Raw genomic sequence first — 11,849 nt, forward strand, 5'->3', positions numbered from 1 at the left:
ATGATAAAATATCCGATTTTACAACAAGGGATAACCATAGGGGTTACAGCACCTTCATCTGGTGTACCGACTGAACTTCATGAATTATTGAAAACTGCATGTAGTCGTATGGAAGCTAAAGGGTTTAACGTCACCTGTGGTGATACTGCTTGGACTCAGGACAAGGCAAAGTCTGCACCTGCTAAAAAGCGTGCAGAAGAGTTTAATAAAATGATGAATGATGAAAATATTCATATCATCATTCCACCTTGGGGTGGAGAACTTCTTATTGAAACGCTTGAATATATTGATTTTGAAAATATAAGGAACAAGTGGGTATTAGGTTACTCAGATATTAGCCTATTATTGTTAGCTATCACATTAAAAACAGGTATTGCTACTGCTCATGGAACTAATTTAGTAGATTTAAGAGGGGAATACTCTGATGATACGACAGCGATGTGGCAGTCGGTTTTATCAACAAAAAAGGGTGAATCAATACTCCAACATTCATCTGAAAAATATCAAAAGGAATGGAAGTTTGATAAACCTACTCCATGTGTTTTTAATTTGACAGAACAAACCGATTGGAAATCAACATCAAATAACAGAGTTAAGGTACAGGGGCGTTTACTTGGTGGATGTATTGACAGTATTAGACATTTAATCGGCACTACATTTGGGGAAGTTCAGAGATTTAAAGAAAATTATATTAAAGGTGAATCTGTAATATGGTTTCTCGAAAATTGTGAGTTATCAACTACTGATTTGCGTAAGTCTCTCGTACAAATGAAATTAGCTGGTTGGTTTGAAAATTGTTCAGGTATTATGTTTGGTAGAAGTCCAGCTAACACTCCTGTTAGAAATTATACAGTTGAGGATGTATATAAAGAGCTTTCTGAGGATCTACAAATACCTATTATTTATGACATTGATTGCGGCCATGTTCCGCCACAAATCACACTATTAAATGGGGCATATGCCGAAGTAGAAACAGATAGTGGTAAAGGGACAATTTTACAATATTTTAAATAAAGATATATTGCTTCAATGTAAAAAACGTTATTCAACAATCGGGCGCGATGTTTAAATAAGGCATCGCTTTTTATTTCGCCTAAAAGTGCGGATTTAAGAAGGAAAGTATACCTATAAACGGAATTATATGTTAAATATAAAAAACTAAGGGGGTTTTTATGGAGACAGCAGGTTTTATTATTATTATTGGAGTGCTATTCAGTTTTGGAGCCTGGTTATGGTGCTATACCTCAATTGGAAAAGAATAAACAACAAATGTTAATAGGCTAGAGGAGATTATTTATGAAAATTGAGTTTGCAACTGAAGCAGATTATGAATACATTGTAAATCGAGACAAACATCTATTGAAGTGTTTGTTATTATTGAGAAAGTAAAAAAAGAGTTTTTTTCCTATAATCACATAAACGAGTTACATCGAAAAATTGATAAGTGTTTGAGGATTTTTTCTGCCATTACTCTAATACTTCTATCTTGTGTGCTGTTGTTTTATTATGAAGATTTAATTTACCTGGTTTTAATTGCATTAATCGTTTTTATGGTATTGGATTATATGGTAAGAGCATTTTTTGAGTGGAAATATACACAATATCCGAAACAATCTATTTTAACTTTAACTGAAATGTTTTTAATTTTAATTGCAATAATAATCGTTATAGAATTTAAATTACTTGGTTCTTATTAAGCTTTTCAATATTCCGCAATCGGGCGCCTTTCTTAAATAAGAGGGCGTTCTTTTGAAAAGGCTTTGTAAGAAGGAGATTTTGATTTTATTGTTAAGAAGAGGGGATGAATAGTAAAAGAAGATTTCAACTGAATTTAATAAAACATGATACCACCACCCGAAGGTGGAGGTTTATTATGGGGAAATACTTGATAAATTACTGTTGATTTAAGCTTGTTACAGAAACACTTTGTTTATTATTTGGTTCATCAAGGGAATGGATTGTAGCTGTTCCATTTTGTTCATCCACGTGCTCAATGTAAATACTTTCTCCATTATAGGTTACATTAGCCATAATTGGCGAAGAAGCAATTTCTTGTGCTCGTTGTGCGTTCATTGTAGCCACCTCCTTTTGATTTTCAATAGTTATAATATTTGTTCCAAATTACTTAGATATACTTGTTGTAATTTTAAACTGCTTCCAATTTCGAGTTATTTTCCCCATGACTATTAAACGATAGACCTAAATAAGACTTCTTTATTTCACGAAGGGTGCTTTAGTAAAATAACTGAGGAGCCATTTTTGCATCTCTTTCGCATTTTTCAATATTCCGCAATCGGGCGCGTTTCTTTAAAAAGAATTGCGCTCTTTCTTTATGTATAGGGCCAGATTGTTTAACACGAAATTGTGGAAACAAACACTACATGAGCATTATCTCCACCTGCGAAGTCTAGGATGAATGTATGTCCTTAGAAGTATGTGCTTAATTCTTATTCCACTTTTTACTTTAGACTGGTTATGTTATAACATGGCTATTGCATTCTTGTTTTTCTAGCTAAAAGTCTATTAATGATAATTCTTTTAGGAAAAATGCTTTGCTTTGTACAGTTGTACAGATTAGATTAAATAATTATAGAGGTAGTGAATCAAGTAATCTAATTGATGAGATAATCTCTGAAAATATTTCCCCTTGTCAAATAGGAATCACTCCGATAATATATAAATCGTAACAATTTCAATTTAGGGGGAGTAACTTTGATAACAACTAATACTAATAGGGTCAGAAACTTGAATTACAAAAGTTTTCATGAATACATAAAAAATCACTTCTTTAAGATAGGTATCTTATTGATATGTGTTAGCTTGTTAAGTGCATGTACGAACTCATCGACAAGTAGAGAAGAAGGAGAAGATAAGCACATTCATTTTCTGTATAATTTTTCTACTAATTCTCTTGATCCTCATGTGGATTCAAGTTATGTTCCATTAAGAGCAGGAATAACAGAAACATTAGTTCGGATAGATGAGGAAAATTTAACCGTTGAACCATGGTTAGCAGAAAGCTGGGAAGGAGAGGATGGACAACATTGGACGATTAAACTTCGTGAAGATGTTACATTCCAAAATGGGAAGCAAATGGATGCCGAAGCAGTAAAAATCTCTCTTGAACGAGCACTTAAAGAAAGTGTTGCTATACAAAATGCATTAAAAATCGATAAAATTGAAGCAGATGGCAATTTACTGCGTATTTCAACAACTGAACCTTTTCCAGAGTTTGTTTCAGAACTAGTTAACCCAAATGTATCGATCATTGACGTTACAGAAGAGGATATTGTTAATAAACCAATTGGTACAGGACCTTTTTTACTGAAGTCATTCACTCCTGGGAGCAAGCTTGAGCTCGAACGCTATGCTGATTATTGGGATGGGGCTTCAAATCTTGATTCAGTGACATTTTCTTTTAATGAGGATGCAAATGCCCGTACACTTGCATTAAAGTCTGGTCAGGTCGATATTGTCTATCGTCCAGAGGTAGAAAGCCTAGAAATTTTACAAGAGAACGACGACATTAAAGTTGAGTCTACTGCTACTTTCCGTGTACATCAATTAACAATGAACATGGAGCGCAAAAGTTTACGGGATGTTAATGTACGTCGTGCTGTAGATGCGTTGATTGACCGCCAGCAAATTGTTGAAAGGATACTGCTTGGGCATGCTGAAGCTGCTACAGGACCATTTTTGCCATCACTGCCATTTGCTCCAAGTTATGAAGAGCATCCAATGGGTGAGGATATAGCTGTTAAGTATTTAGAGGAAGCGGGCTATACGCTCCAAGACGGAAAAATGCAAAAGGATGGGGAACCGCTTGAGTTCACACTGTTAACCTATTCAGCAAGGGCAGACTTGCCATTGATTGCTCAGGTTTTTCAATCAGATGCTAAACAAATCGGCATCGATGTTAAAATTATGCAAATAGATACACCTGAGGAATATATGGCATCCAACCGTGATTGGGATTTAGCTACCTATAGTAATTTGACGGCACCGCGCGGGGATGCAGGGTATTATTTAAATGCAACTTACCACCCAACTGGAGCCCTAAACTTTAGTGGAGCTAGTGAGCCAGAACTGACTGCCATTATAGACAAGCTCAATCAAACTGTCAGTCAAGAAGAGCGCGCTGTACTTGCAGAGCAGGCAGCTGATTATGTAAATGAACATGTGATCAATTCATTTGTCTTACATCCTTCCACAATCGTTGCTTATAATGAGAAAAAAGTTATAAATTGGCTGACGACGCGTAGTGAATATTACATGATTACAAATCAATTGGATGTGAAGTAAATGCTTCAAATTCTTGTGCGGAAATTTCTTGAAGTTTTGTTTTTTACGTTGTTTATTACATTTGTAAGTTTTTTGTTTATTCGGCTCGCACCTGGAGATCCTGTCTTGACTATTTTGAATGTTGATGAACTATCAGTTAGTCAGGAACAGGTGGAAGCACTAAGAGAAGATATGGGATTCAACAAGCCGTTACTCGTCCAATACGGGCTTTGGCTTCTTAATTTTATTCAACTTGATTTCGGCCAATCCTATGTCACAGGGCAAACTGTGATGGACATGCTCCTAACCGGGCTTCCTGCCACAACTGAATTAGCAGTCGGTGCGATGATTGTTATGCTGGCGGTTTCAATTCCACTAGGGTCCTTATCTGCCCTTTACCGAAATAGCTGGATTGACCAGATAAGCAGAATCCTATCGATTATTGGTGCAGCCATACCAAGCTTTTGGCTTGGTCTTATTTTTATTGATTTATTTGGTGTACGATTCAATTGGTTTCCAACAATGGGGAGAGATGGATTTGTTTCATTGATTTTACCATCGATCACACTTGGGCTAGCGATTTCTAGTGTATATGTCCGTTTGCTTCGCTCCAGCCTGCTTGATTCGCTTAGTCAAGAATTTATCCGTGCAGCGAGAGCTCGTGGCTTGTCAGAACAACGAATCTTTCTAGTGCATGCATTTCGACACAGTCTTCCTCCTGTTATTACTGTATTTGGAGTCAGTTTAGGAAGCTTGATTGGCGGTGTTGTGGTGATTGAAGTTCTATTTGCATATCCAGGGATAGGAAAACTTGTAGTTGATGCGATACGTCAACGTGATTATCCCTTAATACAAGGATATATTTTAATCATGGCTTTCATTGTTTTTATTGTAAATACATGTGTTGATCTATCTTATCGATATTTAAATCCTGAAATGAAACTAAAAGAAAGGGAGAGCAACTGATGAAAGATTTCTCTATGCGTCTGCCAAAGGTGAAGAGTTGGCAAGCTATGATTGCGCTAATATTCATAGTTCTTATTCTTGCAGTCTCCATATATGCTTTTTTATATTTACGACATGACCCAACATTTACAAATCTCGGTGAACGCCTCAAGGGAATGAGTCTTCATCATCCACTTGGGACAGATCATCTCGGTCGGGACGTACTGACTAGGCTCCTACTTGGAGGTCAGCAGACAATCGGGTATAGCTTGCTGGCGCTGATCGTTTCTCTCATCATTGGAATACCCTTTGGTCTTATTTCAGGATATAAACGTGGGTTGGTTGATCGGATATTTATGCGAATTGCCGATGGATTTTTAGCTTTCCCAGATACTATTGTTGCAATTGTCCTGAGTGGTTTACTTGGACCGGGCATAGGCAACCTTGTGCTTGCTATTGTGATGGTCAAATGGGTTAGTTATGCCCGTCTTGTTCGCAGCACTATTTTATCAGAATCTCAAAAAGATTATGTACTGATTGCCCGTATCAATGGATTATCTTCAAGTAAAATCATGCGTAAGCATTTATTTCCTCATATTGCGGGGCATGTTCTCGTACTGGCAAGTCTTGATCTAGGAAAAATTATATTGCTCATTTCTGCATGGTCATACATTGGACTTGGTGCACAGCCACCTATCCCTGAATGGGGAGCAATGCTAAATGACTCACGTCCTCATTTTCAGTCAAGCCCTGAATTAATGATATATCCTGGCTTAGCTATTGTAGTTGTTGTGCTGTTAACGAATATGTTGGGTGATTATTTACGTGATCATTTTGATGTGAAAAAAGAGGTGAAGAAATGATTCTATCAATTGAGCAAGTATCGATTAGCAGCAGAGAAAAGAAAATTGTTGATAACGTATCACTTTCCATTCGTGAAGGAGAGTGGTATGCACTAGTTGGGCAAAGCGGTAGCGGCAAAAGCTTGCTCTCCCAGGCAATTGGACAAATGCTTCCTCCTAATTTGCAGGTAGAGGGAAATGTTTTTTTTAGAGGGCAAGATTTGCTAGCATTATCACCAAAACAAGTAAGAACAATTCGTGGTCAAAAATTGTCCTATATTTTTCAAGATTATCAGGGCTCCTTTACACCGTTTAGAACCATTGGTCAGCATTTTGAAGAATATCAGAAAGCCCACGGAATTCTCGCCGCAAAAACTCGGAAGATAAAGGCAATGGATGCACTTGAATCAGTTGGGTTAGACGAAACTTTGTACAATCGATATCCGTTTCAGTTAAGTGGAGGACAACTTCAGCGAGTTTCGATTGCATTGGCACTTTTGCTGTCGCCAGATTTATTAATTGCAGATGAAGTAACCACGGCACTAGACAGTGTCTCAGGGCACAAGATTTTAGAATTGCTTGCAAAACGGCAAAAAGAAACAGGTTGTTCGATTTTATTTATTACCCATGATTGGCGTCATGTTAGACGTTATGCAACCCGTTTAGCTGTTATGAAGGAAGGGAAAATTGTGGAATCAGGTGGGAAACATCGTATACTTGACCATCCCCAGCATGAATATACAAAGCAGTTGATACAAGCTGCACCTACACTAGGACACGGCCTTCCATCGGGTTTACAGGAGGTAGAAAACAGATGAATCTGCTTACTGTTAAACAACTGACAAAATCATATCAAGCAAAAAAAACAGCGGTAGATAACTTCTCATTTGAACTGAACAAGGGTGAATGTCTAGGCCTTGTCGGTGAAAGTGGCTGTGGTAAAAGCACACTGGCTCGTTGCTTGCTGCGGATTGAAGCTATTGACAGCGGCTCGATCTACTTTAAGAATCACGCAATTGAACAACTTAATGAGCGTCAGCTACACCCTTACCGTAAAAAGATTCAAATCGTGTTTCAAAATCCTTTAGCAGCTTTAAATCCAAAACTTAAAATAAAGGATTCACTGATTGACCCATACGCACAGTATAGGAATGAACTTAATCTTGACCACTTTTCTTATACCTCAAAGAACGCCTTTGTAAAGCAGTTACTAGAAGCCGTTAAGCTACCGTCGAGTTTGGCAAATCAATATCCTCATGAATTAAGTGGTGGACAGCGGCAACGTGTAACGATTGCTCGTGCTATTAGCATTGAACCAGAGCTCATTGTTCTAGATGAGCCGACAGCAAGCCTTGACGTTATCTCGCAAGGGGCAGTGCTTACTTTATTGACAGAGCTTCGCAAAACTTTAAATCTTTCATACTTGTTTATTTCACATGATCTTGCTGCTGTCAAACAAATGAGCCAACGGATCATGGTGATGAAAGAAGGGAAGCTTGTCGATCAATTCCACCATAATCAATTATTTGAGGAGGAACGCCATCCTTATACAAAAGAGCTTATCTCAATTTTTTAGATAGATCGACAGTGAATAACAACCCCAATAACATGGATGATTTTTTGTGGCACTTATGTAGTTGGAAGAAGGTTAAATGTCTTGAAAAAGAAGAAGCGATAGAAGCCTTTAAAAATCAAACGAAACATAAATGTACAACCTTTTATCAATTTATAGATGAAGCTTATTTTCTTGAAAATGCTAAAACACTTACAATCGAAGAACTATCATATGTCGATTATCACATGTATCATAGCGATATTTATATAATGGATTGGGATTCTAAATGGACATTTATCATGACACACGAAAGCGAATGTGGACCGTACTTTATTAAGAATGTATGAATTGAAAAAAGTAGCCAACTTCGAAAATATTTACAAATACTGCCATTGATAGTTTTGATACAATATTACAGCTAGTAATTTCTCCAATAAAGGGCGCATTTCTTGAGGAGTGCGTCTCTTTTTGTATCGGGCCAGTTAATTGAACAATGATGTTAGTTGCACGTTTGAAGCAAATGAGGACAAAAAAGAAAAACCGTTCAGTTGTCTGAACGGAGAAAGTTGAATTAGGAGTGTTAATAAATGAAATTTAAATTCCTGTTTTAACGCCAATACCTACTAAAATTAAGCCAGTTGATTTTTGGAATACTTTCTGGAATTTGGAGTTATTCAACCATTTTTTTGCATAATCAATTACATAAACAAGGGTTAGAAACCACAACACAGCGAGTAAAGTAAGGATTGATGCTAACACAATCAATTGCTGATTTACATTTCCGTTCAAATTGATAAATTGAGGCATGACAGTTATATAAACCAAAACAGTCTTTGGATTAAGAACATTACTAAGTAATGCTTGCATAAAGGACTCTTTATTATGCCGACTTGAAGAATTGATAGGTGCATTCGCTTGTGCTTGAATTTCCTCTAAAGAAAACACACTTTTAGCAAAAAAACTTTTTATACCCAAATAAATTAAGTAAGCAGCTCCCAAATATTTGATTGTACTAAAAAGAATAACAGACTTTGCAATGACAACGGATAATCCAAGAATAGCAATAAGCGTCCAAAAAGAAAGTCCCGTTGCCATTCCGAGAACCGTATAACGTCCAGCTTTTGGACCATAGCTGAGCGTGTTTTTCACCAGGAGCATAGTATCTGCTCCTGGTATAACAACCATCATTGCAGCAATTGAAATGTATGTTAGTAAGCTATCCATGTTGTTTCTTCCTTCCTTTTCTAATAGTGACTACCAAAGTAACTACTTACACGATTATATCAGAATCATTTGGAAATAATCAACAGATTTTGATAAAATATTAGTTACTAAGGTAGCGACTAATATTATGTTGGAGGGTTTATGAAAGAAACCATTTTAGAAACATTAAAGAATCTAAATTTTACTGAATATGAAGCAAAAGCGTATCTTACCTTATTGGAGGAATCTCCATTAACTGGATATGCAGTAGCGAAAAATTCTGGTGTACCACGTTCAAGAATATATGAAGTACTAGATAGTCTCGCCATACGAGGAGATATTCTGGTTAGTCCTGGAAACACGCCACAGTATACTCCTGTTCCGGCAAAGGAGCTAATTAAAAACCGCCGAAGGGAAGCAGAAGAGAATTTTGAACTGGCAGAAAAATCATTAGCGGAGTTCGAACGTTCTGCAAATGACCGTGAAAATATCTGGAATATCATGGGACGCAATGAAATACTCGATAAGGTAAAAGATTGTATATTATCTGCAAAAAAAAGAATTCTCTTAGAAGTATGGACAGAGGAATTCGAAGAATTGGAGTATGAACTAAGACAGGCAACAAAAAGAGGGGTCAACGTAATAATTATTGCTTATGGGGAAATCGCCTCTGATTTTGCTAATGTTTACCTTCATTATATGGGTCATGAAATTACAGAAGAGTATGGTGGACGATGGCTTGTTCTTAGTGCAGATGATTCAGAAGTAGTAGCAGGTATTGTCTCGTTGGGTAAAGATAGCCGTGCAGCATGGACAAGGCATGTAGGTTTAGTAATGCCAATTACAGAAGTCATGATTCATGATTTGTATCTCATGGAAATTATGGAGAAACATAGAGAACTTTTAGAGGAAAGTTTTGGGGAAAACCTCATCAATTTACGTCGCAAATTTTCTATCCACCCAGATTTTAAAAAACATTATGTAAAATAGATTTGTACTATTCTTGTCTGTTTTATACAACATAATAAGAAAAGCATTACTTCATAGCAAATAATGCTTTTCTTATTCAATTAAAGGGCGCTTTTCAGTAATAAGGAAAGCGTTTTTCTTTATGTGTAGGGCCGATAGTCGAGGAAGAGACAAGGTGAAGCATTTATCTAGCAATAGTCGTTATACTTATTTATAAGGGGTTTGTTTTTTCTAAAAAATTATTGGGGTGAATAAATGAGATTTGTATATAATGGAGTTTTTATCTTAGTGACTTTTATCTTAGGATATTTAATGGGAATAGTTGGACTGGAAACATTTTTGAGAATGTTATTGTTGAAAATGAGTGATTTAGATTTTATAGAAATAATAGGCTTTAGTTCATCTCTCATTTCATTAATACTATTTCTGGCTTACATAATTGGAAGAATTATATTAATAAAGAAAATGGAAGTAACTTTAAATGAAACTATTGAGTTATCATATGAAAATGAAAACCAAAAATTTACAGTAAGCGAAGAATATAACCTGGGAGAATTAAATTCAGAATTTGTTTATTTAACTTCCACTGAGCCTTTACGTTGGATTAGGTTTTATGAATCTAATTCTAATAATGAAAGTAACAAGGTAAGTTAGTAAATGAACATAAAGTTCTGACAAATGGACATGCTTTAAAAATTAATACCTATTTACCCTGTGGTATACATAATTATGTAGTTGAGTATCAAAGATTCGATATGGAACTCATTAACCATTAATACACTTAATCCTATTAGATCGCTGACTAATTTGACATCTTTAAGCTTACTTAATATACGTGTAAAGGATGAATCCTTAGAAGCACTAACACATTTAAAGTGCTTATTAGAATTAACAATATCAAATCAGTTTTCTACAGAGGAGTATGCCAGGTTATCTGTTTCATTACCAGATACTAAATCTGATTATTTTCAGCCATATGTAGTGCTAGATGATACTATAGATGGAAAAGACATTATGGTGATAGGGAAACGAAAACCTTTTCTGAATTCACAAACTGATAAAAAAAAGCTTAAAAAATACAGTACACAATTTAGTTTGTATCGAAAGAAATTTATCGATTTAAAGTAAGTGGTTAAGACTCGATTACTCCACAATAGGGGGCTTTTCTGGAATATCCACGCAACGATGAGCTTTCTAAAACAAGACTAACGAAAATGGTGTATTTAGCAGATTGGTATAGTGCTTTAAAAAATGGCAAACAACTCACAAATATAGAATGGTACTTTGATCATTATGGACCATATGTTGTAGATGTCTACAATGCTGTAAAAGAAGATCAAAGCATTGTAGCATAGCTATATGAGGTTTATAACTCATATCCAGCTGACTTACATTCTATTGCAAGCTCACTTAAATTTAATTTCGTGTAACCTAGACGATGTTTTATAGGATATAGAGATAGATATAATGTAGCAGCTGAAACCCCTGTTGCTTCAGTAGTATATAAACTTTGGAAGTCAAGAGAGATGACAGCTATTAAATCCATGGAAGAATTAGACGTTAAAATGGCGACTTTTTATAGGTTGGTTAAAGAATACGAAAGAGAATTTCAAAGTAGCAATTAATAATAGAAGAAACACATCAAAAAAAGTATCTTCTTTCCTGCAGATACTTATTCAACAAACAGGCCATTATATATAGTATGATTTTTCACCGTATTCAACGTATACAAACTTAGGAATTTAAGTGGAGTGGTGGGTATGATAGACTTGGCTGCCTGATGAAGCAACTTCTTCAGCCTTTCAAGAAATTATACCAACAGAGGCTATATGTACACAAAGATTAAAGACGTATCCTATAAACCTTTTGTCGTCGGCACTGTATATAAGCACCCGATTGTTGAGTGGGGCTAATAAAGTATCAAGAATGAAAAAGGAAAAAGATTTGTCACCCTTACGACAAGCGTTTTCTGTAATTAGTTTAGAAAATTGTAAAAGTAGACTCCTTGTTATTATCATTTCTATGTAAGTATTGATTGTTGTTGTGAATAGAAA

The 11,849-nt window shown here is 35.8% G+C and carries 14 protein-coding genes; 12 read left to right on the forward strand and 2 right to left on the reverse strand.

The window, feature by feature from the left end; genetic code table 11:
• On the forward strand, positions 1–1,014 hold the full coding sequence (locus ACFFIX_RS23005; RefSeq protein ID WP_378938219.1) for a S66 family peptidase: 1,014 nt from the start codon (positions 1–3) through the stop codon (positions 1,012–1,014).
• A 350-nt stretch (positions 1,015–1,364) separates the two neighbouring features.
• Complete coding sequence (locus tag ACFFIX_RS23010) at positions 1,365–1,697, forward strand: DUF4181 domain-containing protein (protein WP_378938220.1); 333 nt, start codon at positions 1,365–1,367, stop codon at positions 1,695–1,697.
• Positions 1,698–1,893: 196 nt separating this feature from the next.
• Here the strand turns inward: ACFFIX_RS23010 and ACFFIX_RS23015 are convergent, their stop codons facing one another.
• Positions 1,894–2,073, reverse strand: a complete 180-nt coding sequence (locus tag ACFFIX_RS23015; RefSeq protein WP_378938222.1) for a small acid-soluble spore protein H — start codon at positions 2,071–2,073, stop codon at positions 1,894–1,896.
• A 699-nt stretch (positions 2,074–2,772) separates the two neighbouring features.
• Between ACFFIX_RS23015 and nikA the strand changes: the two genes are divergently transcribed.
• Genes nikA through ACFFIX_RS23045 form a run of 6 tightly spaced genes read left to right on the forward strand, consistent with a single transcriptional unit; the run spans position 2,773 to position 7,970 of the window.
• Positions 2,773–4,302 (forward strand): nickel ABC transporter substrate-binding protein, encoded by a 1,530-nt coding sequence (gene nikA / locus ACFFIX_RS23020; RefSeq protein ID WP_378938288.1) that lies wholly within the window; start codon positions 2,773–2,775, stop codon positions 4,300–4,302.
• Positions 4,303–5,247: a nickel ABC transporter permease gene (nikB, locus tag ACFFIX_RS23025; RefSeq protein ID WP_378938224.1), complete on the forward strand. Its 945-nt coding sequence runs from the start codon at positions 4,303–4,305 to the stop codon at positions 5,245–5,247. It begins immediately after the preceding gene.
• Positions 5,247–6,089 (forward strand): nickel transporter permease, encoded by an 843-nt coding sequence (gene nikC, locus ACFFIX_RS23030; protein ID WP_378938226.1) that lies wholly within the window; start codon positions 5,247–5,249, stop codon positions 6,087–6,089. Before nikB ends, nikC begins: the two co-directional genes overlap by 1 nt.
• Entirely contained in the window at positions 6,086–6,886 is an 801-nt protein-coding gene (locus ACFFIX_RS23035; RefSeq protein WP_378938228.1) for an ATP-binding cassette domain-containing protein, read from the forward strand. The genes nikC and ACFFIX_RS23035 overlap by 4 nt, the downstream gene beginning before the upstream one ends.
• Positions 6,883–7,644 carry an ABC transporter ATP-binding protein gene (locus ACFFIX_RS23040; RefSeq protein WP_378938230.1) on the forward strand — a complete coding sequence of 254 codons (762 nt, stop codon included), beginning with the start codon at positions 6,883–6,885 and terminating at the stop codon, positions 7,642–7,644. The genes ACFFIX_RS23035 and ACFFIX_RS23040 overlap by 4 nt, the downstream gene beginning before the upstream one ends.
• 32 nt (positions 7,645–7,676) lie before the next feature.
• Positions 7,677–7,970, forward strand: coding sequence for a DUF4275 family protein (locus ACFFIX_RS23045; protein ID WP_378938232.1), 294 nt, complete (start codon positions 7,677–7,679; stop codon positions 7,968–7,970).
• 247 nt (positions 7,971–8,217) lie between these two features.
• On the opposite strand, the gene ACFFIX_RS23050 is transcribed toward ACFFIX_RS23045, so the two are convergent.
• Entirely contained in the window at positions 8,218–8,847 is a 630-nt protein-coding gene (locus tag ACFFIX_RS23050) for a homoserine/threonine efflux transporter (RefSeq protein ID WP_378938234.1), read from the reverse strand.
• Positions 8,848–8,988: 141 nt separating this feature from the next.
• Here ACFFIX_RS23050 and ACFFIX_RS23055 point away from each other — a divergent pair, with 141 nt between their 5' ends.
• The 4 genes from ACFFIX_RS23055 to ACFFIX_RS23070 all read left to right on the forward strand — a co-directional run bounded on the left by ACFFIX_RS23055 (position 8,989) and on the right by ACFFIX_RS23070 (position 11,150).
• Complete coding sequence (locus tag ACFFIX_RS23055) at positions 8,989–9,816, forward strand: TrmB family transcriptional regulator (RefSeq protein WP_378938236.1); 828 nt, start codon at positions 8,989–8,991, stop codon at positions 9,814–9,816.
• A gap of 234 nt (positions 9,817–10,050) precedes the next feature.
• Positions 10,051–10,449: a hypothetical protein gene (locus ACFFIX_RS23060; protein ID WP_378938238.1), complete on the forward strand. Its 399-nt coding sequence runs from the start codon at positions 10,051–10,053 to the stop codon at positions 10,447–10,449.
• Between the two features lie 153 nt (positions 10,450–10,602).
• Positions 10,603–10,923, forward strand: coding sequence for a hypothetical protein (locus ACFFIX_RS23065; protein WP_378938240.1), 321 nt, complete (start codon positions 10,603–10,605; stop codon positions 10,921–10,923).
• 86 nt (positions 10,924–11,009) lie between these two features.
• Complete coding sequence (locus ACFFIX_RS23070; RefSeq protein ID WP_378938242.1) at positions 11,010–11,150, forward strand: Panacea domain-containing protein; 141 nt, start codon at positions 11,010–11,012, stop codon at positions 11,148–11,150.
• Positions 11,151–11,849: the final 699 nt, after the last annotated feature.

Source organism: Metabacillus herbersteinensis, assembly GCF_042433335.1.
Classification (GTDB): domain Bacteria; phylum Bacillota; class Bacilli; order Bacillales; family Bacillaceae; genus Metabacillus; species Metabacillus herbersteinensis.

What these genes read in the sequence shown, in the direction of transcription:
- ACFFIX_RS23045 (WP_378938232.1), top strand. Translation starts at nt 7,677, where the DNA reads ATGGATGATTTTTTGTGGCACTTATGTAGTTGGAAGAAGGTTAAATGT.
- nikB (WP_378938224.1), top strand. Translation starts at nt 4,303, where the DNA reads ATGCTTCAAATTCTTGTGCGGAAATTTCTTGAAGTTTTGTTTTTTACG.
- ACFFIX_RS23040 (WP_378938230.1), top strand. Translation starts at nt 6,883, where the DNA reads ATGAATCTGCTTACTGTTAAACAACTGACAAAATCATATCAAGCAAAA.
- ACFFIX_RS23035 (WP_378938228.1), top strand. Translation starts at nt 6,086, where the DNA reads ATGATTCTATCAATTGAGCAAGTATCGATTAGCAGCAGAGAAAAGAAA.
- nikC (WP_378938226.1), top strand. Translation starts at nt 5,247, where the DNA reads ATGAAAGATTTCTCTATGCGTCTGCCAAAGGTGAAGAGTTGGCAAGCT.
- ACFFIX_RS23060 (WP_378938238.1), top strand. Translation starts at nt 10,051, where the DNA reads ATGAGATTTGTATATAATGGAGTTTTTATCTTAGTGACTTTTATCTTA.
- ACFFIX_RS23055 (WP_378938236.1), top strand. Translation starts at nt 8,989, where the DNA reads ATGAAAGAAACCATTTTAGAAACATTAAAGAATCTAAATTTTACTGAA.
- ACFFIX_RS23005 (WP_378938219.1), top strand. Translation starts at nt 1, where the DNA reads ATGATAAAATATCCGATTTTACAACAAGGGATAACCATAGGGGTTACA.
- ACFFIX_RS23050 (WP_378938234.1), bottom strand. Translation starts at nt 8,847, where the DNA reads ATGGATAGCTTACTAACATACATTTCAATTGCTGCAATGATGGTTGTT.
- ACFFIX_RS23015 (WP_378938222.1), bottom strand. Translation starts at nt 2,073, where the DNA reads ATGAACGCACAACGAGCACAAGAAATTGCTTCTTCGCCAATTATGGCT.
- ACFFIX_RS23070 (WP_378938242.1), top strand. Translation starts at nt 11,010, where the DNA reads ATGGTGTATTTAGCAGATTGGTATAGTGCTTTAAAAAATGGCAAACAA.